We start from the raw sequence: 24,000 nt of genomic DNA, 5'->3' as shown, positions 1-24,000 counted from the left end.
TTCTTGAGATGTTAAGAAGTTCCACCCCAATCGCGACGCTGTCAATCGTCCCGATTCTCTCCAGGGATGTAGCTTCAAGAAAGATGATAATTTCGAATGGTAGCTGCGTCGGCGTATCTCCGATAATCCGGGTAGTCGGGCTGCTTGCGCGAAAAAGTTTCCGTTGCACGCTGCGATCCCTAGATGGAACTCTGAGAGCAACCTCGAATCAGCCAGTGAAATCGCAGCTTCACGAACGTTGTTGTTTCCGGTTGGATGAGAAATTAGAATCATCAATGTATCCAGTTCAGTTGTGTTCGCAGATGCGCAGGTTCACCAAGGTCGCTTTTGCGCAGAAGATTCGGCCGTTTCACACGGCAAGCCAAGAGCAAATCGATCGCCGTGGTACCGATGTTAATTGTAGCCTGTTGCAACGTCGGGAGCCTGAATCCCGGGTGGCCGATTCGGAATGCCTGGTGTGTGATCGCGGCGCCGCGAAGTGTGTCTCGCTAGTCGCCTGGTGCGTGGCGGAGGACTTCTTCGTGTCCTGTGCTCAACGCTGGCAGGTCTTGAAGCAGCCAGGCAAAACCCTCCGGTGATCATTGATGCCCCCAGCGACGTCGCTTGCCCCCATTGGCCGAGCAAAATCATTTGCGCGCTCACTGCGAGAATGGGGAGCGAGCACCAATCGCGTCTCCGTGCCGCTTTGCACGTCGCCCATGCCAAGACACACAAGATTGAAATCCGATAGCTCAGGACTAGCGGCCCAAGCACCAGCCCTCCCTCCATGAGGATCCGCCCCCACTCGCCTTCCGAATAACCAAATCCCCGCGTTCCCGTTGCAAGTTTCTGCCCAACGATCGTTGAAATCCCACTCCCGTAGCCCATGACGGGCATGTCGGCGAACGGCCGAACAATTCCCTCGACGACGCGTCCCACGATCGCCTCCTGGACGCCGCCCCGATTCGTCGTTGATTTTTCCCATCGGTCAGCGAATGCAGCAAACGCTTCAGAAGTCCCTGGGATACAGCAAAACAGTGCGATTGCCACGCCGCCTCCAAGTAAACTGCGGAAAATTAGTCTGGACGACATTGCGCCGCCCAATGCGATCGCAGCGACGCCGAAGCAGATCGCGATCAACTCGCCGATAAACAGTGATCGACTGATCGAAAATGGAATCGCCAATAAAATTGCGCCTCCGGAAAGTCCCATCAGAAGTAGGGAAATCTTGCGGCGGTAAACAAGATAGAACCATGCACAGCACAACATAGGATACAAACTAGCCGGCCCATTGATGAAGCTGAACGTTCCTGGCGGCCTAAACCTTCCTAACGCACCAGAGAAACCTGCACCCGAAAGATCACCTCCAACGCCACGGTTTAAAACGGAACTTTGCGGCGAGTAGAACTGCGCAATGAGTAAGAGCGTAAAAGGTATTGAAATCCATAGAGAGATTCGACAAACCGAATCCACATCTGCACGTGTCAAAACGCGTCCCATCACAAAGATCAGAGGCACATGGAAAAAGTCACAGCGTACGCCGTAGGAAGCCACGAGGGGATCCATGTGTCCCAGGAGGACCGCAAAAAACCAACTTACTGCCCCCAAAAAGAACGTTGCGCTGATCAGGGTGTTTTTGGGGAACACCCCAGATTTCAGCGTCAGCCAATAGATGACGAGTAGCACTGGATCGCGAACGACCAGAAGAGGCGTTGCCAAGCCGGGAAGGATCCATCGGCGAAGCCCCCCCTCGATCAACCAAAGAATTAGATACACACAGATCCAAAATCGAATCCGTGTCATCGTTTCGCTGGATGCGCGTGTTCCATGACTGTTGCGGGGACTACGCCGATGACTTCGATTCAGTGACTGATTCACGCGGTATCCTATCGATCGATCATCGTTGAGCATACAAACTATCGCCGAAAAAAGCCGCGTTGGACGAGCGGGATTATCTTGCCGACTCGGAGGTAGACCGACTTTGCATGGGCTCGTAGTCGCCGACGGGGCTGGGCCAAGGACTCGGTGAATCTGCCGATCGTTGACTTCGTAAACGCCAGATGTGATTCGATAACTTCGCGGTTCCCCGCCAAATCTTCAAGCAGGCCGTGTACCTCTTGATAATCTTCCGTATCGGGCGGGATCATTGCTAGGGTTTTAGCGTGGGTTACAGCCAGTCGCCTACGTGCCTTCCACAAGTCAATGGTCTCCCAATCTCGTCGGTCCCACTCAGGCTGAAGGGTTTCCTCAAAGAGACGAAGGACCCCGCGAATTTCACTTGCTTTGCGTCCTGAACGATACCCTCCCGCATCACTCCAGACTCGATATTCGGCGAGTGTGTCGCTGCAATAGACATTGTTCCACCCCGCGACAGCAAGTCGCACAAAGAGATCCCAGTCTTCAGCGAAATTCATCTCCGGTCGGTAGACATATGGAAGCTGGCGAAGGGCGGACGTACGAAACATGCAAATGTTCGCGGCCACCCGATAGCCGGAGGTAGCGCCAATAAGGGCTGCTTCGGCAGTCTGTTCAACTGAGGTGCGCCCTAACCGCCGATGATGGTTATGCTTTCCATGTTCGTCAATTTCCTCAATGGCGCAGTGAGCAACTGCTGAATCCGGGTGCCGGCAAAGCATCTCGGATAAGACGCGACAATAGTCCGGTTTTAAAACGTCATCGGAGTCCAAACGTACGAAATAAGGAGTGCCGGGCTGTTCCATCACCCAGCCCGCGTTAGCGGCGATCCCTTGATTCTTCGCGTGCCGGTGATAACGCACTCGCGGGTCATTCTCGAACTCGCGCATGACCATCGGCGTCTCGTCCGTACTCGCATCATCCGAAACCCAGACCTCCGTTTCCACCCCCGATTGCTCAAGTGCGCTCCGCACGGCAATGCGGAGATACTTGGATTGGTTGAATGTCGGAATGCAGACCGCAATCTTCATTTGGCTACGCATCGACACCCTCAAGGAACTCAACCAGTTCGTACGCGAGTCGCCGAGGACAGAACTGAGACTTCACTCTCTCCGTGACGCTCGCTGCACCGCGGATGGCCGTGCTGCTACTGATCGCCTCCGCGAGGGCTCCGTCGCAACGCAGGTCGAGGATCCCAGGGTGGTTACCGAGGATGTAGCGAGCAGCAGGGAAATCATTGCAAATGATCGGTAAACCGGCAATCGCAGCCTCGGCAATCACTGCCCCCAACGCTTCATTATGACTTGCCAAAACAAACAAATCGGCCGCATGGTAAGCATTTGATAACTCTGTAAGCGGAAGCGTCATCCACCGCACATTCTCTCCCAGTAGCTCATGTGCCAGCTTCTGGAGCCCGGGCGATTCTGGCGTCGGTTGGCCGCACAAAAGTAGCTTGTACTGCTCGTGATCACGACGCACCTTTTCCATCTCGCGGATCACATAGTCGATTCGTTTATGATGCGAATTCCAAGCCGCGACCGAGATGACCAGTCGGTCGGTCTCGCGAAACCCGAAAGATTGTCGCCAGGTTGAACGATCCATCGTCGGCTCCGGAATCGTTACCGGATGCGGTATCAGCCGGGTCCGAGACTCTGGATACCCATACGATACGAGTTCCTCACGGGCCGTCGGCGTCAGGTTCACGACGAGGTCAAATTCCGAAGAATACTCCGGGCCGACGGGGGCGCCATCACAGAAGACGATTCGGGTGGGAATATGATTCCGCTGAATCCAGCGTTGGAGCGACCGAGCCAGAGTCCCTTCTTGTAGCCAAACGTAATCGGGTCTGAATCGCGATATCGCCCGCTTCGCCATTGGCGAAAAACTGCGTTGCTGAAGCCGCGCCCCGTCATTGATTAACTTTACGCTTCGCATGCAGCTTGCAACCCAACCCGTCTGCGCCAGGCATGGAATTTTCCGCGCAGTAGGATGTGCCCCACCAGAGAGAAGCTCGATGTCGGCTCCGTGGGCACGGAGCGCGGACGCCCACTGTGTTGCCGATACCTCAAATCCGCGATTAACGATGCCCAAGCCCGTCGCGATCAAAGCAATTTTGATGGGTATTCCTCGATTGCAGTTTTGTTCACAAAGTCGAAAGTGACGCCGCAAATCGGCTCGCGACCTCAGGCAGAGATTGCTCTGCCGGTTGCCGTCGTGTGAGCTTCATCGGCTGGTCAATCGCATCACCAAAAATGGCGAGTGGACAATTCTGACGCACTTTATCGACAAACCGATCGCCCCAGATCGGTGCCCGCGTCACGACGACGGGCAATCCGTGGGCGAACATCGCCGCAGCAGCGCCACTCTTCTCGATCAAGTCCGGGGAAGATGCGCTCAATCCGAAATCACACGATTGGAGTAAAGCCGACACCCTGGGTTCAGCGCATCTGCCGTTTTCCTCGACTGGGACACCGGCTGTTCGGAACCGCTCCCAGGTTTTGCTAGCCCCCGCGCCGCCACTTCCGATTGCACAGATCAGGGGAGTTCGTCCATAGGAGGCGGTAATCCGATGGAGCAGACTGGCTGCCTCCTCGATACCCCAGCCACCATGTACAGATCCGAAGAAGCAGAATCGGATTGGCCCCGAATCGTCATGCGGAGCGTGCTGAGGTTCCACGGGAATGTTACTGAACAATGGCACCTGACCGACATGGTTCGTCAACTTCCTAAGTAGTTCGATATAGGGCGATGCGTGAGAATCGACTCGGCAAGGACGTAAACGTGAAATAATCGATGCCAAAATATTCCTCTGGATTGCACCCAGGAGTTGGTGCCGAAACGGCGGCGAGCTGCCGAGTCCGACCCATAGCTCGTGACACATGATATGCCAATGGAAGTGGCCGCCAATGCTTTGAAGTCGCCGAGCCAATCGAACCGGAATACCCTTATGATGAAACGAATAAGGAACAAACTGCAAGCTAACGACGTCGGGGTCATGAAACTGAAGAAACGTTCTTGCCGATTGAATCCGATTGTCCCAAGGCACGGATGGATGCAGACGCAAGGTTTGCAGTTTCGAGTCATTGACGGACTGAACGGATCCGGTAACTTCAAAATCGACTGTGCCGCTGAGGCCACTGCCAGGGCCCGAACGGCTCGCGTGATGGTCGTTTAAAGCGACCGCCACAACCCGATGTCCTTGGTGAGCAAGTTCGCCGGCAAACCGTCGCGTGTAGTCGCCGACCCCATCACACCCCGGTTCAAGGCAACCGCACAGAAATGCGATATTCATTGCTCGTTAGCGCCAGTGCGATCGCCAAGTTAAACACATCTGATCTGCGCCCTTCGCGTGATTGCAGACTCCAGGAATAACGCAGTCAATCACATTATTGACCGGACCGAAATGCATCTTGATATGCCACACAAAAGAAAGAAGCAGCCTTTCGGATCCTGCACTTTCCGAGGCTGGATGGTGTTGCAGGTAATCTTGGGTCATGCGCGGCGCACAAAGCGTCCGATCCCCGACGCCATGAAACACGACAACCTCCGCATGAAGATCTCGCTTGGCATGTAGAACCCGATGGGACTCACGTTCTTCAAAAACTCTTTGTCGACAAGTCTGGGCGATTTGCCTTTCAGCGAATCTCCGAGGAACCGCTTTTTCCATGGTTTCGGCTGGCCCAAGGCGTGCGGCAAAATCGCAGCCCCCGGTTTAAATCCCATCGCTTCTTGGCCGATCACGCTGAATTCAAAATCGGTTGCCTCGATCGCCGCGTTTAGTCCGTCCTGATCGCTCGCGTCGAAACATGAGAAGAATCCCTTGCCTTCGAACTCCTGGCCAAGTTCGACTTTCGCCGCACCCAGCCCGCCGATCACATCCCCCATGGCCAACATGAGTGCCTTCCACTGTTCGAGGAAACCACGAGCGTCGGAACGCAGGCCTACGAATCCTCCGTTTACGTACTCTCTTCCCTTGAAGTTCAGCGAAAAACCCTTGTTTTCATAGTATCGCCGCCAGCCAACCCGCCGAGGATGGTTCTTAGGCAGCGGCGAGTTCACGTCCTCGCACAATGCGACTCCACAGGACACCCAGTCGCAAAAGACCTGCCAATCGTCGGCGACGCAGATATCGGGATCCAAATAAAAGATTGCATCCGTATCGGCGGCAGGTCCGTCGAGCAACTCAAGCATAAAGTCGGGCTTGTAGTTGGTCAGGTGATACGGCGTTTCCAGCGGAAGAAATACGATCTCCAGCCCGTCGGCCACCTGCAGGGACGTTGCATCCGACCACTGTCCTGTGGAGCGACGCTCGGCTTCGACCGTCCAGCCCGGCAGGCCACCACGGTAGCCAGCATACACGGTGCCACGATACCCATTTTGATACAACGAGTTCGTTAAAGCCGCCACGCCGTAGTGGTAATGGCCCTCAAAAAGTGTGCATACCGAGGATTTCATTTTGCGAGTTTCCGTGGAATGCGAATCGACGCGGACCGTGAGAGTAATACGACTAACATTTCAAGTACAAGACGATGCGATCGATTGATATAGCCTCAGGTGTTCTACAGCGACACAGCTCCAGCTAAGTTTTTCGACTGAAAACGCACGGGACTTCACCGACACGCTTTGCCGATATTCGGGCGCTTTCAGGTACTTTGTTACGAGCTCTACCATCGCATCGTCATCATTGTTTTGAACGATCGGGAAGATCGTCCCACCCCCATAGTTTTGGATCCCTCCAACATCTGTCGTCACGATGGGAAGCCCAGAGGCAAGTGCCTCGACGATCGCCGTGTTCGCACCGCTGTCATTCATCGGAGTCAAAGTAAGGTAGGAGCGTTGGTATAGGTCTCGAAGTTCACTGTCGCTTAAGCCCGAATGCCAAGATATTCTTGGATTGTTGGCAAGTTGCCTGAATAGCGGTAAGTCACGTCGATGTTCCGGCACCAATGCATCAAAGCAGAGAGAAGGAAAGTTTTTCTGCAGAGCGGCAACCACGCGATAAAACATCTCTACATTGCGTAGGTGAATTCCGTTGTACAGCAAACGTTTTGGTTCGTCATACTGACCCGGGCAAAAGAAATCGGTGTCAACGCCATGCAAAATAAATGAAGGTGGCGAGCGCAAGTAACTTCGAAAGGCCTGCTTGTCTCGGTCGTATAAGAAGAGTGCGTGTTCAATCGAACCGAGACGCTCAAGTTGCTGCTTGTTCCATTGGCAGAGGGGCTGGTGGAAGGTGAACAAAGTCCGGCTTAGTACTTCATCCGAGAGGATGTCGGCATAGGGAAGGAATTCTTCACCATAGATGATGTGGCCAACTCCTGCCGATCGCTTTACGCGTTGACTGAAATTGTAAATTGCGGCGACATGCTGCTGTGGTGCATTCCCAAATCCACGACGTAGACTGAGCCACTTGCCTTTCAGGCGAGAGACGAGATTCCTTTTCGGTTTGACGACCGTCACATCGGATATCTGACTGATCCACAGTCGCAGGCATTCGTAACCGGTGTGTCCACCGAACCATGGAGTAGATGTTTCGAGAATCGTTGGTTTCACGATAGAGTACTCATTTGTGAAGCAACATTTGTTATGCAAGCTCACGCTCAAGGTTTCTTAAAGATGCTTCTAGAGCGACCAAGGTGTCTCGGCGTGTCTCTGTATTGGATAGACTTCCCTGAGAGATTGACGCTGAACGGAGTTTTCGGATGAGTTTCCGCTCAAAGAGCCGTCGAACTGGCAACGCAAGCAATTTTCCGTCGAGTCGAGCCAGGACGTCAGCAAAATTGATTTCAAAAACAACCGGAACAGCTTTCACAGACAGCAGCCAATCACTCCACTTGAATTCCGATGTCGAGATGCTTTCGCGAAAGTGAGACGCGAAACGAAACCGAACCCAGGGGATACCGAGTGCATCGGCGACGATCGCCCCGTGCATCGCTTCGGTCACTATGAGTTTGCAGCGACAAATCGCCGCTAGTGTTGTCTCCACATCGTTTGTAGGTGAAATGTATTGGCAACCGACCGTAGAACAGATCATGGCCCAGTTGACAAGCTTCTCGCTATGAATATGCGGCATAAACCCGACGGCGTCGGCACCAGCATCCTGAGAGGCAACTAACTTGACTAAATAAGCAGGATCGGCGATGAACGGTTTGGAATAGACACTTGCAGTCAAAGGCCCGCGGGTGAAGTGAAACCTTACGTTGTCTCCCAGACATGCTGCTTCGGGGCCCCTGGCACCGGTTCCAAAGACGTGGATTCGGTTGTCGTCCGGAATCGCAAGATTGTCGAGCGTTTGCCGGTGAAGCAAACTGCCGATCGCGATCAGTGAGTTCTTGCTAGTGGGGTCGCTCGGACCGAGCAGACGGGTGAACAAGTGCAGATTTAGGTCATCTCCAAAATTGCCACTTGGGGCACGGTAATACTCAAGCCGGTAGTTCATTCGTGGGAAACGGGGCTGTCGCTACCCGCTCTTTCTTAAAGATGTGATTGCAAACGCGTGCAGCATGCAAAGATATAGTGAGGTCGACACGATCGCTGCCAGAAGGACTCCGACGACACTGGTGGGCGAGAAGTACAGAAACGGAGCAACTTTGAAAACCAGGGACATCGGAATAAAGAGATACGGTGCGGGGACAATTCCCCGTGCCGTCAGCAAGCTGTATCCACAACCACCAATAACGCTCAAGATCGAACTGACTAGCTGTAGCTGAAACACGTACGCGGTACCGGTGTAGTTTGATCCGAGTATCGCAGTTAACTGTGTGCTGAAGCAGGATGCCAGTAGCCCGGCACAAATTAGCAACGTGACCACCGAAAATTGGACCTTCACGAAGACCATCGTCAAGTTGTGCTTATTCCGTTGCAATCGTGCAAAACGAGGTGCTACCAGAGTCGAAAAAATGACGGTAAACAGCGACAAGACCATCAGCACCTTGCTGATCGCTGCGACTTCGGCTAACGACTCCGTCGATCCAAAAATCGAAATCAGCCAGATCGTGAGCTGGGCTGAGAACGTACTGTAAATCGCGCCGGGTAAGACTCTTTTGACGATTCCAAGGATATCTCGCCGCACCACCGGATCCTCCCGCTCGGAGAGGTCGGCATACGCGTCCGAAAGTTTTCTCAGCCGGCCATTGGCAAGTAGCTGAGCGATTCCGTTTGCAAGAAGTGCGATCCCAGCAGAGGGAAATAGCAGGAGCAAGGGCCCGACCATGGCGAACCGACTGGCATTCAAACTAACCTGCACTCCTTGAAGTGGACCAATGTCCTGAGTGAGTTTAGGCGCAATTTCAAGCAATTTGGCGGACAATGTCGTAAAGAGCGCGGGCACAATACAGAGAACGATGAATCCTGACGAGAGCCACGATGCGCCGTGATGTCGAAGCAAACAGAGCAGCACCGGTACGCCAAAGACGAGACTCCAGATTGCAAATTGCTTTCGCATTTTCAAGCCGGTCACCAGCACCTTGCCGAGTTGTGCGCGGTCTTGCCAAACCTTTCCCCCCTGGGCCATAACCCCCGTAGCGACTCCACCGTCGGCGAGCAACGTCATCGTGCCGAGCATCGTTGTTGCGAGCGTGTAAAGCGCATACTCACGAGGCGGCAGCAATTGAATGGTCACTAATCCGCTTAGGAATCCGATCGCCTGTACCGTGACTTGCGCCGATCCGGTGATCCCACACAGTTTTCCGAGGGTCCAAGCTCGCGATAACCGCGCATGCTGGCTGAAGAACCGGTCTGCGATGTACCACCAACTGGCCGGGTTCCAGAGGGAGCATTCCGATTCAGATTGCAATTTCACTTACGTGTTCGTCGCATTGAGATCGTCGGGTAATCAGCGTGCTACTCCACCGCCACGCTGACCGTGTGGCCGTGGAGTTTGAGGAGGGCGTGCTTGCGGGCGTTTTCGAGGTCGTTGGCGACCATTTCGGCGCACATTTCCTCGACGCTGATCTCGCATTCCCAGCCGAGTTTTTCTTTGGCTTTGGTCGGGTCTCCCAGCAGCGTTTCCACTTCGGCCGGGCGGAAGTAGCGGGGGTCGACTCGGACGATCACGTCGCCGGGGTTCACGTACGGGGCTTTTCCGCTGTCGGTGACTTGCGTGACCGTTGCGATCTCGTCGACACCGTTGCCGGAAAATTCGATCTCCAGGCCGGCCTCGTTCGCCGACAGCTTGACGAACTCTCGCACACTGATCTGTTTTCCCGTCGCGATCACGAAATCATCGGCTTGCTCCTGCTGCAACATCATCCACTGCATCCGTACGTAGTCTTTGGCGTGCCCCCAATCTCGTAACGCGTCCATGTTGCCCAGGTACAGGCATTCTTCTAGGCCTTGAGCGATGTTGGAGATCCCTCGTGTGATCTTTCGCGTGACGAAGGTCTCGCCCCGCCGCGGTGATTCGTGATTGAACAGGATTCCGTTGCAGGCATACATCCCGTACGACTCGCGGTAGTTGACCGTGATCCAGTACGCGTACATCTTCGCCGCCGCATAAGGCGACCGGGGGTAAAACGGCGTGGTCTCTTTCTGCGGGATCTCTTGGACCAAGCCGAAGAGCTCTGACGTGGAGGCCTGGTAGAAGCGTGTCTTCTTTTCCAGTCCCAGGAATCGAATCGCTTCGAGTAGTCGTAGCGTTCCGATCGCATCGACGTCGGCGGTGTACTCGGGTGACTCGAACGAGACCGCGACGTGCGACTGGGCACCCAAGTTGTAAACTTCGTCGGGCTGCACCGCGTTGATGATCCGCGTCAGGTTGGACGTGTCGGTCAGGTCGCCGTAGTGCAACTTGAATTGCGGTTGCTCTTCGTGCGGCGACTGATAGATGTGATCGATCCGGTCGGTGTTGAACGAAGACGCCCGGCGTTTGATGCCGTGGACCTCGTAGCCTTTCTCCAGCAAGAACTCCGCCAGGTACGATCCGTCTTGACCGGTGATGCCGGTGATGAGTGCTTTTTTCATTGGGCAGAGAGTTAGCTGTTAGCTGTTAGCGGTTAGCAGTTAGCAGTTAGCAGTTAGCTGTTAGCTGTTAGCAGGAAGAAAGAGAACGAGCGTTGGCAATAGTCAGTAGGAAAGTGAGGGGGAGACACGGAGAGGGGGAGACACGGAGAGGGGGAGACACGGAGAGGGGGAGACACGGAGAGAGGGAGACACGGAGAGAGGGATTGGATGGCGGGCGTCAGCAGGTCGCGTTGAAAAGCGCCGAGTGTAGCTGCCACGCGAAAAAATTCGCTTGCAATCGCTCCTCTTCTCGTCTCCTGCTCCGCATAATCTCCTTGTCTCCCATCAACACGCTCCTTCTCGGAGCAGGGCGGTTTTGACGGTTCGCCAGAGGATGAAGATGTCCAGGCTGATCGACCAGTTGTGGAGGTAGAAGCGATCCATGAACACGCGCTGCGTGTAGCTGGTGGAATTCCGGCCGGAGACTTGCCACAGCCCGGTGATTCCAGGCCGCACCATTTGGTACAGCTCAAAGACTTCCGGATACTCTTGGATGTATTCGCGGTCGTAGTCACCGCTGTCGATGATCGGTCGTGGCCCGACCAAACTCATCTCCCCGAGCAACACGTTAAATAGTTGCGGCAGTTCGTCCAGGCTGGTCTTTCTCAGGAATACGCCGATCTTTGTGACTCGCGGGTCTTTCTGCAGCTTGTGGGTTCGCTTCCACTCCTTCATCATCTGTGGGTTTTTCTGCAGGTACTCGCTCAACCGACGATCCGCGTCGCAAACCATGCTGCGGAACTTGATCGCTCGAAATGGGCTGCGGAACCTGCCGACGCGGTCTTGGTAGTAGAACACCGGCCCGGGATCAAACACCTTGATGGCGATCGCGATGGCGATCATCAATGGCAACCAGAACGGGAGGGTCAGCAACACCAAGACAAGGTCGATCACCCGTTTGGCCAACTGGGCATGGGGACTGGTAAGCGCCGTGTAACAATGCAGCTCGATCCCCGATCCCCGCTCGGCCAGCCGCACCGATTCGGTCGGATGGTAGGAGAAGTCCATCGGCAGCATCACGTGCGGAATCCCGTGAAAGGCGTGAAAGTCTTGCCATTGGCCGGCGTCCTGTTCGGCCAGGGCGAGCCGGCAGGCCCCGGTTCCACGAAGGATCGATTCCAGCTCCGTCGTCGGCCCTAACCAGCAACTCTCCGAGCGACGCACCGGGGCGCCGTTGCCGCTTGGGCTACCGTTCGGGCGTCGTACTCCTTCGGTCGAATCAATTCGATAGAACTGACCGTCGGCCTGATCGCGAATTTGGGACTTCGTAGTTTTCTGTTCGGGTGCATGCGTCGCCGGGGATCCGTCCCAGTGTCGAGTGGGGTCAAAAATGATTCCCGCCGGACGCAATCCTTCGTGTCGCGATCGGTCCAGTCGGTCATACAGCTGCCGACTCGCAGCACCGTTGCCGACGATGACCACAGGCTGGGTCCACCAGTCAAACGGACTCAGGATTCGTCTCGCTATCGGACGCACCGCGGCCAGGCTGAAGAACAACGTGATCGATAGGGTGGCCCAGCAGAGCCAAGGGAATGCGTTCAAACTGGAACTCATCAACAGCCCGAACGCGACACCCACGGTCACGACGATGCAGGTCTGCATGATTCCGCGAAACTCTTGCGCGTAACTTGCACCGCACGCGGGGTACAAACCGTGGATGCGGTGCATCAAGACGACCAGTAGCACCACGCTGATGCAAAACGCCGGGTGCGGCGTTCCACCATTCCAGCGATGAACCAGCGTCGCGGCTGTGACCGCAACACTGCTGGCAAGGATGTCGGAAACCAATAGCGGCAAGGTTGAGCGGAAGTCATACCATGCCTGTTTTCTACCCAGGGTCAACGCCGTCGACGTGCCAAGCTTTTGCAGCGACGCGGCATCGAGACGACTGTCCGAATCGGACGGGGGCGTCGCCACCACATTCTGCATCACCGGGCGGACGTTCGACGGTTTTTTTGCTGTCGTGCTCATCGCATTCATGTTCTTCCGTGACCCGATCGATTAAAAAACATCATTGAACTGAGAGGACAAGGCATCCGATCAACGTTTGCCTGTAATCAAGCGATCGCTAGCGGCATGCCCGTTCATCTTGGCCGCTTTGCCATTGACCCGCTTCCGCGAGCGCCCGTTGGAGGAAGTCGGGGCATCTTCGTCGTCGGATTCGTAGTAACGTCGGTAGCCGTCGACGTAGCCGTACTGGTCTTTTCCGTAATAGTTGTAGCTGCTGTATCCATAGCCGCGACGACGTGAATCACGGCCGTTAACGATCACGCCATCGATCGGCACACACTGGTCCCGGAGTATTTCAGCGGCACGCTCGACGAGCGTTCGGTTGTTCTTTTCAATCCGCACCGTCAGCAGGCAGCTGTCGACGTGCAGTGTGATGATCGCCGGATCAGTCACCGCCAGCAGGGGCGGGGAGTCAATGAATACCATGTCAAAGGATTGGCGCGCCTCCGCGATGAATTCCGCGAAAGAGTCCGATTCCAGCAGCTCCGACGGAGCCGAGGTCCGCGAACCGGCCGGACACAACGTCAGATTGATCTGCTCGCATTCGTGCAGGCATTCCGAAAAGCAGACCACGCGATTCAAATAGTCCGAAAGGCCAGGCGAACGCTCAATGCCAAAGGTTTTCGAGACCATGGGCCGCCGCAAGTCCGCGTCGACCAACAGCACCCGTTTTCCGGCTTGCGCCATCGAAACAGCCAGGTTGGCGATCGTCGTCGACTTTCCGTCCGAGGGACTGGGGCTGGTTATAAGAAACACTTGTTTCGACTGTTTCTTTGCCAAAAACAGGATGGACGTTCGAATGACACGAAAGGTTTCGGCATCGGTCGCCCGAGGAATGTGGAACGCGGCGACCATCGGTGAGATGTCGGAATCTTTGATCGCTTGTTTTTGAAGTTTTGATTCAGGAAGCATCGGCATGTGGGCTAAGATCGGCGCTCCGACCACGCTTTCGACTTCCTCGGGATTTCGGAATGTGCGGTCGGCCAGCTCGGCCAGCATCGCTAGTCCCAAGCCCAGCATGATGCCGCCCATGATTCCCATCATTGCGATCTTTGACTTCGCCGGCCAAACGGGCAGACTGGCCGGAACGGGCATGACCAGCAAGTCCGTTGAAAACCCGGAGTAGTCGTTGGTGAGATTGAGTTCCTGCAGACGCTTGAACACTTCGTCATAACGAGCCTGCGCCCGGTCGAGGTTGGCCTTGAGCGCTGTCCCTTTGAGGAAGCTCAGCTCAACTTCCTTGGCCAGTTTGGACTCTTGTTGCGAAAGTGCGAGCAGTTCGGATTCACGTCTGGCAAACTCGTTAATGTCGCTCTTCAGAACGGCGTAATAAGTCGCCAGGATTTCGGCAGGCGGAACATCAAACTCGCTCTTTGCGGAGTCGGGCTGTTCATCACCATCCTGTGGACTGAATTTCTGGATGCTGGCGATTTCGGTGTCCAGTGCAACCACGCTGGGGTGGCCCGCACCGTAGGTGGCGCGCATGACCTGTCGCTGACTGAGCAACCCCATCAAGCGATTGACTTTCGATGTGCTAGACGTGTTCGCGACGATCCGAGCGATGTCGAGGCTATCATCCCCGGCCTTCCGTTCTTTCGCGATGCTGATCAGTGTCTGCAACCGAGCAATGTCTTCTTCGGTCAATAGCGTCATCACCGCGGCGTCGGTCAAGTCTTCCGGGGTCTTGCCCTTGACCGCGTCGGCAATGACAAGCCGTCGTGAGCGAGCTGACGCGAGGGCCGTCCGCACGTTGGCAAGCTCGCTCTCGATGCTCTTTAGTCGGGTCCGATGGATGTCCTCGAGGTTTCCTACTCCGCTGCCGCTGACGTTCAACAAGGCCGGTACGGACGCTACGAAGTCACGGTACTCTTGGTCGGCCTTTTGAAGTGCGACTTCGTTTTGGTCCTGAGCCTTGGCAATCAACTCAACCGCTTCGGCTCCCACATCGTGCGACTGGCCATCGATGTAAAGCTGATACGAATCGAAAATGGCTTGCAGCACCTTGGCCGCAACTTCGGGATCGCCATCCCGATACGTCGCTCGCAAGATACTTGCACTCGCGCCCGCCCCCTGGCCTCCCTTGCTGATCGATAAACCGCCTCGCAGTTGGCCGACACTGCGGTTCAATTTCGCTCGATCGATCGCTTGCTGAAGCACCTTGGGGCTGCCGAAGAGCTCAATGTGCGTGGACAAGATTTCGTCTTGCATCGTCACGGCGCCATCGGAGGTGCTACGCACGCCCGTACTCGCCATCTCACTGGATAACTGGCCCACCAGTACGGCCAGCTGTGATTCGTAAACCGGTTTCTGCTTGACAAAGTAAATCGTGGCACATGTCGCGCCGACCAGGACGCCCAACATGATCAAATGGAAACGGCGGCGAACGATGCCGAGCAGGTCGATATTCAGCTCGGGGCCGTCATCGGCATCCAGAGCTTCGTCTTGGTAACGTTTCATGGTTTCAGTGGGGAGGGAGGGAGCGCGTCTGAAGCGAGAAGAGGGCAAACGCGAGCGTGGGATATAGGGGTTTCTTCATTCAAAATTTGCATGAAGTGGCGTACGCTTCCAGCTTGCGTTCTTCGCTGATCGGTGTGTCAGGCAAGCTTCGCCGGAACAGGCAAGCAGGATGCTTACCCCACTTCTCAACCTGGACTTCGTCCACTTGGGTGACATTCACCGGACGCAAAATCGACCATCGATCGATCACTGCGGACTTCGTCCGCTTGGGTGACATGCACCCCATTCACAAAACAACTGTGCACTTGTCAATAGTTGCTTTATCAAGCATTAGATCCCGATTCGACGTGGCGTCACGAGATCACTTTTTAGAACTTCAGGGCACCCACGGTGCGCAAATTCAGCTCACTGCGAGCCAATCAACGGCTCAATCGATGTTGGAATTCAAGTCGGCTGGGCAATCCAATGCCGGTAAGCAGGTCATCAAAAAGAATCTGGCGGCGGTCGCCCTACACGCTGGTCGAGATGAACAACACCGGGCGCGAGAGCGGCGGTGCGGAGGTGAAGGGGAAAACGGTCCAAGGGCCAGGGAGAGATCGTCTGGCAAGGAGCAAATTGGCTGATAGAAACAGAGATCACCGCATCGGCTCGGTTTACTTGCGGGCACACCGCGTTATCCATCGTTCGGTCCATGAGCCGTTTCAATCCGCAGCATCGATCAGTCAATCGCTGCGTCATCTCCGTAATCATTTTCAATGAGAACACGCTTGCGCGGTCGTCATTGGGGCGTTGGCAATTCAAGTTTTCGCTCCAGCGAAAGGTGCGCTCTGTCATGAGTGTGTCGCCGCCAATCGACGTCCCGATTCTACATCGATTCAAAAACTGTCAAGCGAATTCATCCGGGGCAAGATCAAGTCGGAGTGATGTCCCCCCATTCTGCTGTTGGGGAATTTTGGCGATGTTATCCAGTGCCCCCTTAAGCAACAGGAAGGGGACCTCGCCGAACCGACACCTAAGGCCGATCGCTGCCCTTCACTGAAAATTTATTTTGCAAAATTTCTTTGCGACACCAGGACGAAGCGCGTTGGCAAAGGTGGGTTCACACATTCCTAACGAGCAGAATCCCGAACCCACACACATGATGGACATGATGTTACCGACGCACGTCGTCGCATCATTGAAAGCGCGAATCGTCTCACTTGCTGACTAGCAAGCATGGAGTGCACCTTGAGAGTCAACGGCTATGGTTGAGTCGTTTACCATCGTCACGGTGATTGTGGCGGAGTAACGAACAAGACCGCTAAACGTTCAGCGATTCACGCCGTGTTCGATCATTGTTTGGGATCGATCTTGACGATTTCGGCTTGAAAGGTTTGCACGCAGGCTTGGATCCAAGGGTGGGACTCGATCTCTCGCATCCGTTCCATGCGTTCTTTTGCGGTCGCTTTCGGCGCGGGCTTGGGCGCCTGGGGGCGGCCCGGCGATGCGGCGCCGGCGACCAATTGAAGGGTGACCGGATGACCGACGATCTCGGCGAGCGCTTGGGAGACCGGCCCGCGGTGTTCCGGCAAATCCATTCGCTTCATCGACATCGATGATTCGGCCGGAAAGACCAGATTGATTTTGGCGGCACCTTCTAGCTTTGCCTCTGCCATCGAAGCGATCGATGCGGTCATCGGCTGAACGCCCTGCAGCGCCTTGGCCAGAACTTCTTGAACGTTGGAGACCGACAGCTTCATCTTGGGCGACGGCGGCGAGCCCGACGCGGCGGTGTCGGAACGCTGGGGCGACGGGGAGCCGAGAGTGGCGTCCGTCTCGGCGGCACCTGCGGCGGGCGCTGGCGCTGAGGGTGTCGACCCCGATGGTGTCGGCGCAGCCGATGACGCTGGCGAAACCGTGGCTGGGGAGCCCGCGACCGGGACCAGCGGCGCGGCGGGGACCGGCGGCGCGGCGGGTGCTGGCGGCGCGGCGGGTGCTGGCGAAGGAGCCGCGGCCGAAGAAAGTGCAGACGAGGAAGACGCCGGCGTGGGCGGAGTCCCCGCGTCTGGCGACGACGGGTCAGCCGTTAGCTTTTTTTTTTGCGAGGTCGCGCGGGCATTGGGCAACGGTTTTCCGCTGCCGGCCGCAGCGGCCAGATCCGCGATGGCTTGCAAATCGGGCAAATTGCAGATCTGAATCACGGTCGACTCCAGCAGCACGCGTCCGTAGACGCTGTGCCGAATCCGAACGAGCGTTTGGTCGATCAACGCCACGACGGCCAGCACGGTTTGCAATCCCCAGGTGTCTCCCAGTTTTTTCAGCTCGCCATGCATGGAGGCGGCGGTGTGGCGTTGCAGCGTGGCGTCGCAGCCGACGGTCACGGCCATCAGATCGCGAAAGTACCCCAACAGTTGTTCAGCGATCCGCCCGGCATCGACACCGGCATCGATTGCCGCATCCAATTGGGCGAGCGCGGCGGCGGCATCACGCTCGCACATCGCTTGGGCCAGCGTGTGCAGCCGTTCATCGTCGGCGGTTCCCAGCATCGAGTGGACTTGATCGGCCGTCAAATGCCCATCGCTAAAGCTGAGCACTTGCTCGAGCAGCGATTGGCTGTCCCGCATCGAGCCGGCGGCGCGGCGCGCGACCAACTCCAGCGCCGCCTCGTCGGCTTGGGCGTTTTCCGCAGTCACGATCTCTTGCAGTCGTTTGACGATTTTGGAAACCTCGACCGGCGCAAAATCGAAACGTTGACACCGACTCAACACCGTGATCGGCATCTTTTCGGGGTCGGTGGTGCAAAAGATAAACTTCACATGCTCGGGCGGTTCTTCGAGCGTTTTCAGCAGCGCGTTGAACGCCGCCTGAGTCAGCATGTGGACTTCGTCGATGATGTAGATTTTGTACCGCGAGCGGCTGGGTCGGACGCCGACGTTAGCCCGCAGCGAGCGGATTTCGTCGATTCCGCGGTTGCTGGCTCCGTCGATTTCGATGACGTCGATGTCTTCGCCCGAATCGATCGCCTGGGCGACATCGTCATCGTTGTCAAATGTCGCGCTGGGCCCATTGGGATTGTTGAGCGCCTTGGCAAAAATCCGCGCGGTACTGGTTTTTCCGACCCCGCGAGCCCCCGTGAACAGGTAGGCGTGCCCGACCCGACCGGTTTCGATCGCGTTGGTCAGCGCCCGGCCGACGTGCTCCTGACCCACCAATTCTTCGAAATTACGGGGACGATAACGGCGAGCGACAACGACGTACGAGGAGTCATTTGCGGGGACGGGATGGTCGTCAGACATTCGTGATGCAATCGAATTCGAACCGTGCGGGCGTTAATCTGGGCATCCTACACGATATCGGGTGGAAAAGAATCTGGTCAAAAAATGGGGTGGTCAAAAGATGGGGGGGCAAAAGATGGGGGGGCAACAAAGGGGGCACCTGGTTAGTGGATTGTTGTAGCGGTTGCAAGCTCCGATTAAATCCCAACCATCGACCGCGCGGCCAGAAAGCCGAATCTGATATTTTTTGACCCGCCGATTTTCGACCCGATTTCAGCCTCAGGCTGGGGTGGTTGCCAAATTCGACTCGGCGACCGGCGGCTTGCGGGTCGAAAACCAAACGACGGCCAATCCGGTCAACGTCGTGGTCGACAGCACGATCAGCCAGGATGCTGGCAGATGCATTTGGTTCTCGAATCCTTCGCCCAAAAACGCGATCTTGTCCTGATACTTTGTGGCCAGATTCAGCAGGGCGTTGTGGGTGAAGTGCATCAGGACGCCGGGCCAAACGCTTTGGGTGCGATAGGCGATCCAGCCGAGAATTAGCCCCAGTAGCGTCGTCGGCAGAAATCGCTCGATCAGCAACATGTTGCCGGTCACGACGTGGAATAGTCCAAAGATGACGGCCGTGGTCACGATCACCCGAGTCGGCGACAGGACCTTTCGCAGTGCGGTGAACAGAAAACCGCGGAAGCACAATTCTTCGATCACCGCGGGTGCCAACGCCAACGTCCCCACCAGCAACCACGTCGGAGCGACTTTGAGCGCTTCGACGGTTTGTCGCGTCTTTTCGATCCGATCGACGTCCAGCCCGCCGATGCCCATCTGTTTGGCAAGCACAAACGACTCGTGTGCAAACCCCCACGCTCCCAGCCCGACCAGCAACACGCCGAACAGCGTCAGCGGAGACGGCGTCGCCAGTTGATAACTGGTTGAGAAATTGCAGCGTGCCAGCACAACTGCGGCAAGCGGGATCAGGCCGAAGGTCAACACGAGCGCGATCGCGTTGAGCAACAACACCCAGGTGATCGACAACTCGGGAACGATTCGCATCAGGACATTGCTGACCAGATAATAAATGGGGACCAACAACGCCAACGTCATCGCGGCCGCTTGGGGTGACGGCGTCGGCGTCGACCGCGTCGGTCGTTTCAACATCGCGCCGAAGGATTGTCCGCTGGTACGACTGACCGCATCGCTGCCGAACAGCTTTGATGCGATGGCGATCGCGGCCACGGCATAACCGACGGTACTGAGGACCGTGATCACCGCCGGGGCGGCTTGCGCCGTGCCTTGCAACACCTCACGTGCCAGTAAGACGATATTGATCAACGGGGCAATCGCCAGCGGACCGTTCAAGGTCACGCCGGGCATCAACGACAACATCCCCGGAGTCAACGACAGCAGCATCACGGGAATCAAGTACGCCTGGGCTTCTTTGAACGAGCGAGCGAAACTGGTCAACGACAGCAGCACGGCCGCAAAGAAGCCACTGAAGAGCACCAGCAAGCCCAGGATTTGCAGCACAGCCAGCCACGGAAACGCGTCTTCACCGCCGGTCAACAGCGGCAACAAACGGCCGGCCCACAGCGTCGTGAACATGGCCAGCAAGTTTGCCATCGCGGTGAGCAAGGCGACGACAACGACGGCCACGTATTTTGAGAACAAGATGTACGAGCGTGGCACCGGCGATGCCATCAGCGATTCCATCGTCCCCCGTTCCCGCTCGCCGGCCGTCAAATCGATCGCCGGGTAGACCGCACCGGTGATCGTCATCAGCACCAACACGAGCGGCACGATCGTGCCCAACATCGACGGCTTTTCGGCGACCCCGATGTTCTCAACCGACACGTCCGTCGGTGGCGTGTAGTCGCTCAACTGTGACGCGGCGAGCGCCTCTGCACGCGCCAATCGCAACCAATGCAACCGCTCGGTCAAGATACGTTGCGCTCCCTGGCTGGCCGGATCACCGTTGAACGCCGTCAATCGCAATCGCGGCGGATTTCCCAGTTCGATACGGGCGGCCAAATCAATCTTTTTCTCTTGAAGCGCTTGCTTGGGATTGAGTCCGACGGACGTGGTGTTGACCACACGAAACGTGGCGAGGTTCCCCTTGCTGGCCTTCAAGATCGCCGCGGGCGGCTGGCTCATCGGATCTTCCAGCCACGCCAGCAACAGCGACCCTTCGTCGTCGGTTTCGACGCCGATCGTGTACGGCGTCTGCTCGGACGTTCCCGCCGTCGACGAAACCAAGAAACGATTCAGCGCCATGCTCAATAACGGATAGACCAGCAGTGGCATCATGACCAGCGTGATGATCGTCCGCCGATCGCGCATCGTCTCGCGAAGTTCCTTTTGACACATCCGCACGAGCCGATTGCCGGGTTGGTGCTTCTGCCGGCGTGGGCGGTGTTGCGTCGTCGCGCTGCGAGTTTGGGGGTCGTTTGACACGCTCGGCTAATTCCTGATCAAGTCCACGAAGATGTCTACCAACGATGCCTGGCCGGTCTGTTCCTTTAACTCGTTGAGCGTGCCACAGTATTTCAGTTTGCCGGCGTGCAACAAACCGAATCGATCACACAACCGTTCCGCTTCGTCCAAGCGATGCGTGCACACGACGACGGCTTTGCCACCGCGACGCAGAATATCGATGTAATCAAAAATCGTTTGGACGCCGACGACATCCAACCCGCGCGTCGGTTCATCGAGCAGCATCACCGGCGGGTCGTGAATCAGCCCGCGGACCAGCGTGACCCGTTGCCGCTGTCCCGTGCTGAGTTCACCGGCACGCCGATCCAGCAGGTGCTTGATATCCATCATGTCCGCCAAGCTTTCACAGCGTTGTTCGGCCAGCGTCGCATCGACGGCGTACAGATCGGCGAAGTACAGCAGCATCTCACGGACCGTCAACCACGGATAAACCCCGTCGCTGGCCGAGACGAAACCGAGCCGGCTTTTGACGGCCATCGGATCGGTCGCCGTGCGAACCCCGTCGACTTCCGCATAACCCGAATCGGGCTCCAGCAATCCCAGGATCATTCGCATCGTGGTCGTCTTGCCGGCCCCGTTGGGCCCCAGCAGTCCGAAAACCTCTCCCGGCGAAATACGAAACGAAACGTCGTCGACGGCGGTCAACACACCATCATCGAGGGGAAAGGATTTCGTCAGCGAATCGACATGCAGCATGGACGTCCGCAACCACGGAGAAGGACAATGAGTGAAGACAAGGAAACCTGACCGCCGCCCGGGGATCACCCCGGTCAGGTTAGAGAGTCGACTAGCGCGATACGCAGCAACTCGCGTTTCGGTGCATTGTTACAGAGAATCCGCCGACTCGACTACTCCCAGCGGCCCGTTCTGCGATAATCCATGCGGCCGACCTCTGATTCTCTGACCCTGACGCCTTGAAACACGATGTTCGATCGCAACAATCGCGAGAAAACGACTGCACGTGCCGCCGCCTGACGAAGCTCCCCCCCGATGAAGCCCCCCCGGGCGAAATTTGCCCCGACGAAACTTTCCCCGACGAAACTGCATTGCCCGAGCCGACTGACACAGACGATCCGGCCCCCCTTCGCATCCTCTCGTTCTCCGGCGATGACCCGCACGAGGGCGAAGACGGGCTCCAACCGCCCCGCGCCGACAAGCCGCCCAGCGCGGACGAGCCTTCCAGCGCCGACGAGCCGCACCGCGCCGATGAACCGCACCGCGCGACGGCGGCCCCCGTGACAATGGCGACGAATACCGAAACACAGGCCGCTGTAACACAGAACACGCTGGCCGGCGAACGCGAGGGCGAGGGCGAGGGCGAGGGCGACGGCGACGGCGAAGACGGGGAATCGGACGCGGAGTTGTTGATCACTGAACCGTCCCCGGGAAAATCCGGCGACGCCGATCCGGCCAGTTTCGCCGACAAACGCGTTGCCTTGGTCGGCCGATTCGGCAGCATGAGTCGACGTGAAGCGGCCAACGTCTTGCAGTCGTTCCAAGCGGTGGTCGTCGATCTGCCCCGGCGTTCCTCCGCTTCTGGGAGCGGAAAGAGACGCGACGATCCCTCTGACCCGCCCGCCGACCGCATGATGCTCGACTTGGTCGTCATCGGTGCCGACCAACCGCCGCTTTCGCAAGACGAGTTATTGCCGCCCGGCGTGATCGATGCCGCCGGCCGCGGTGAGCTTGAAATCATCCATGAAACCGAACTCTGGCAGCGACTGGGACTGTTCGATGTCGGACGCTCCGCCCAGCGTTATTACACACCGGTCATGCTGGCGGACTTGTTGGGAGTTTCGGTGCGCGTGATCCGGCGGTGGCACCGCAGGGGCCTGATCACTCCGGTGACGACGTTGCACAAGCTGCCCTACTTCGACTATGCGGAGGTGGCGACTGCGAAGCGTCTAGCCGGATGGATCTCTGCCGGTGCGAGTCCCGCGGCGATCGAACGTCGACTGGTGGACCTGGTTCAAGTGCTCCCCAATATTCGCCGTCCCCTCGATCAGCTTTCCATCTTGGTCGAGGGAAAGCACGTGCTGTTGCGACAAGGCGATGGACTGGTCGAGCCTGGCGGACAGATGCGGTTCGATTTTGATGCGCTCGAAAGCGACGGGGCATCGACGCCGGAGGTGTTGGCGTTTGAACCGCCCGACCAACCGCCGATGCTGCGCGCGGTCAGTACCGCCGAACACGATCCGATCCTGCTGGCTGCTTATCAAGCCGAAGATGAGGACGATCTGGAAACCGCGATCGATCTGTACCACACCATTCTGGCCCGCGACGGAGCACGTGCCGATGTCAGTTTCCAGATCGGCGAGCTGCTTTATCGCATGAACTTTTTGATCGCGGCGCGCGAACGCTACTACAGCGCGATCGAAATTGATCCGGAATTCGTCGAAGCCCGCGCCAGCTTGGGCGCCGTGCTGGCCGAACTCGGTCAACTGGAGTTGGCCGTCGCCGCGTTGCGCGGTGCCCTGTCGATGCACGACGACTACGCCGACGTCCATTACACGCTCGCCAAAACGCTCGATCGCATCGGCGATGACCTGCAAGCCCTCCAGCATTGGCAACGCATCCTGCAACTCGCCCCCGATAGCCCTTGGGCGGCGGAAGCGAAAGAGAGGCTGGGGGTTTAGAGGCAGATGGTGGGAAGGGAGACAGGAAAATGGGTGACAAGAAAATGAACCCCGGTGAGTGATCTGGCGATGGCGCAACGTCATCATCGTTCTGCCACCCCATCGTTTTGCCCCATCGACGGAAATCCGCATCACGGCGAGTAGGCCGCATCAAGCGATCCCTCGAAACAGCATTCGACAAATTCTGAAAAGAGTCAGCAACGAATCCCTGGGCGCGACGAAAACCAAAGATCACGCATGCGATCGCATTCTAAACGGGG

Annotated in this window: 15 protein-coding genes; 1 reads left to right on the top strand and 14 read right to left on the bottom strand. The window is 57.0% G+C overall.

The window, feature by feature from the left end; genetic code table 11:
* Window positions 1–393: 393 nt before the first annotated feature.
* The 14 genes from TBK1r_RS17290 to TBK1r_RS17220 form a co-directional block, all read right to left on the bottom strand.
* Window positions 394–1,698, bottom strand: a complete 1,305-nt coding sequence (locus TBK1r_RS17290; RefSeq protein ID WP_145213136.1) for a hypothetical protein — start codon at window positions 1,696–1,698, stop codon at window positions 394–396.
* A gap of 197 nt (window positions 1,699–1,895) precedes the next feature.
* The gene (locus tag TBK1r_RS17285; RefSeq protein ID WP_419581450.1) at window positions 1,896–2,924 is read right to left on the bottom strand and encodes a glycosyltransferase family 2 protein; all 1,029 of its coding nucleotides are present in this window, start codon (window positions 2,922–2,924) and stop codon (window positions 1,896–1,898) included.
* Between the two features lie 4 nt (window positions 2,925–2,928).
* Window positions 2,929–3,768: a glycosyltransferase family 4 protein gene (locus tag TBK1r_RS17280; protein WP_419581568.1), complete on the bottom strand. Its 840-nt coding sequence runs from the start codon at window positions 3,766–3,768 to the stop codon at window positions 2,929–2,931.
* A gap of 268 nt (window positions 3,769–4,036) precedes the next feature.
* On the bottom strand, window positions 4,037–4,291 hold the full coding sequence (locus tag TBK1r_RS38620; RefSeq protein WP_419581449.1) for a hypothetical protein: 255 nt from the start codon (window positions 4,289–4,291) through the stop codon (window positions 4,037–4,039).
* Between the two features lie 1,094 nt (window positions 4,292–5,385).
* Window positions 5,386–6,348: a hypothetical protein gene (locus tag TBK1r_RS17265; protein WP_145213124.1), complete on the bottom strand. Its 963-nt coding sequence runs from the start codon at window positions 6,346–6,348 to the stop codon at window positions 5,386–5,388.
* 60 nt (window positions 6,349–6,408) lie between these two features.
* The gene (locus TBK1r_RS17260; protein ID WP_145213122.1) at window positions 6,409–7,446 is read right to left on the bottom strand and encodes a glycosyltransferase family 4 protein; all 1,038 of its coding nucleotides are present in this window, start codon (window positions 7,444–7,446) and stop codon (window positions 6,409–6,411) included.
* A gap of 31 nt (window positions 7,447–7,477) precedes the next feature.
* Complete coding sequence (locus TBK1r_RS17255; RefSeq protein WP_145213119.1) at window positions 7,478–8,332, bottom strand: polysaccharide pyruvyl transferase family protein; 855 nt, start codon at window positions 8,330–8,332, stop codon at window positions 7,478–7,480.
* A 21-nt stretch (window positions 8,333–8,353) separates the two neighbouring features.
* Window positions 8,354–9,694, bottom strand: a complete 1,341-nt coding sequence (locus TBK1r_RS17250) for a lipopolysaccharide biosynthesis protein (protein WP_145213116.1) — start codon at window positions 9,692–9,694, stop codon at window positions 8,354–8,356.
* 41 nt (window positions 9,695–9,735) lie between these two features.
* Window positions 9,736–10,854 carry a GDP-mannose 4,6-dehydratase gene (gene gmd, locus TBK1r_RS17245; RefSeq protein ID WP_145213113.1) on the bottom strand — a complete coding sequence of 373 codons (1,119 nt, stop codon included), beginning with the start codon at window positions 10,852–10,854 and terminating at the stop codon, window positions 9,736–9,738.
* Window positions 10,855–11,178: 324 nt separating this feature from the next.
* A complete protein-coding gene (locus TBK1r_RS17240; protein WP_419581448.1) occupies window positions 11,179–12,864 on the bottom strand; it encodes a sugar transferase in 1,686 nt (561 codons plus the stop codon).
* A gap of 69 nt (window positions 12,865–12,933) precedes the next feature.
* On the bottom strand, window positions 12,934–15,360 hold the full coding sequence (locus TBK1r_RS17235; RefSeq protein WP_145213110.1) for a polysaccharide biosynthesis tyrosine autokinase: 2,427 nt from the start codon (window positions 15,358–15,360) through the stop codon (window positions 12,934–12,936).
* 1,331 nt (window positions 15,361–16,691) lie between these two features.
* Complete coding sequence (gene dnaX / locus TBK1r_RS17230) at window positions 16,692–18,635, bottom strand: DNA polymerase III subunit gamma/tau (RefSeq protein WP_145213107.1); 1,944 nt, start codon at window positions 18,633–18,635, stop codon at window positions 16,692–16,694.
* A gap of 258 nt (window positions 18,636–18,893) precedes the next feature.
* Window positions 18,894–21,065 (bottom strand): ABC transporter permease subunit/CPBP intramembrane protease, encoded by a 2,172-nt coding sequence (locus TBK1r_RS17225; protein WP_419581447.1) that lies wholly within the window; start codon window positions 21,063–21,065, stop codon window positions 18,894–18,896.
* Between the two features lie 6 nt (window positions 21,066–21,071).
* Window positions 21,072–21,800: an ATP-binding cassette domain-containing protein gene (locus TBK1r_RS17220; protein WP_145213103.1), complete on the bottom strand. Its 729-nt coding sequence runs from the start codon at window positions 21,798–21,800 to the stop codon at window positions 21,072–21,074.
* Between the two features lie 350 nt (window positions 21,801–22,150).
* Here TBK1r_RS17220 and TBK1r_RS17210 point away from each other — a divergent pair, with 350 nt between their 5' ends.
* Window positions 22,151–23,740, top strand: a complete 1,590-nt coding sequence (locus TBK1r_RS17210; RefSeq protein ID WP_419581446.1) for a MerR family transcriptional regulator — start codon at window positions 22,151–22,153, stop codon at window positions 23,738–23,740.
* Window positions 23,741–24,000: the final 260 nt, after the last annotated feature.

The organism is Stieleria magnilauensis, from assembly GCA_007753675.1.
Lineage (GTDB): Bacteria > Planctomycetota > Planctomycetia > Pirellulales > Pirellulaceae > Stieleria > Stieleria magnilauensis.
Note: the sequence above shows the minus strand (reverse complement) of the source record. Positions and strands in the feature narration are given on the sequence as shown.

What these genes read in the sequence shown, in the direction of transcription:
- TBK1r_RS17285 (WP_419581450.1), bottom strand. Translation starts at nt 2,924, where the DNA reads ATGAAGATTGCGGTCTGCATTCCGACATTCAACCAATCCAAGTATCTC.
- TBK1r_RS17280 (WP_419581568.1), bottom strand. Translation starts at nt 3,768, where the DNA reads ATGGCGAAGCGGGCGATATCGCGATTCAGACCCGATTACGTTTGGCTA.
- TBK1r_RS17265 (WP_145213124.1), bottom strand. Translation starts at nt 6,348, where the DNA reads ATGAAATCCTCGGTATGCACACTTTTTGAGGGCCATTACCACTACGGC.
- TBK1r_RS17255 (WP_145213119.1), bottom strand. Translation starts at nt 8,332, where the DNA reads ATGAACTACCGGCTTGAGTATTACCGTGCCCCAAGTGGCAATTTTGGA.
- gmd (WP_145213113.1), bottom strand. Translation starts at nt 10,854, where the DNA reads ATGAAAAAAGCACTCATCACCGGCATCACCGGTCAAGACGGATCGTAC.
- TBK1r_RS17240 (WP_419581448.1), bottom strand. Translation starts at nt 12,864, where the DNA reads ATGAGCACGACAGCAAAAAAACCGTCGAACGTCCGCCCGGTGATGCAG.
- TBK1r_RS17235 (WP_145213110.1), bottom strand. Translation starts at nt 15,360, where the DNA reads ATGAAACGTTACCAAGACGAAGCTCTGGATGCCGATGACGGCCCCGAG.
- dnaX (WP_145213107.1), bottom strand. Translation starts at nt 18,635, where the DNA reads ATGTCTGACGACCATCCCGTCCCCGCAAATGACTCCTCGTACGTCGTT.
- TBK1r_RS17220 (WP_145213103.1), bottom strand. Translation starts at nt 21,800, where the DNA reads ATGCTGCATGTCGATTCGCTGACGAAATCCTTTCCCCTCGATGATGGT.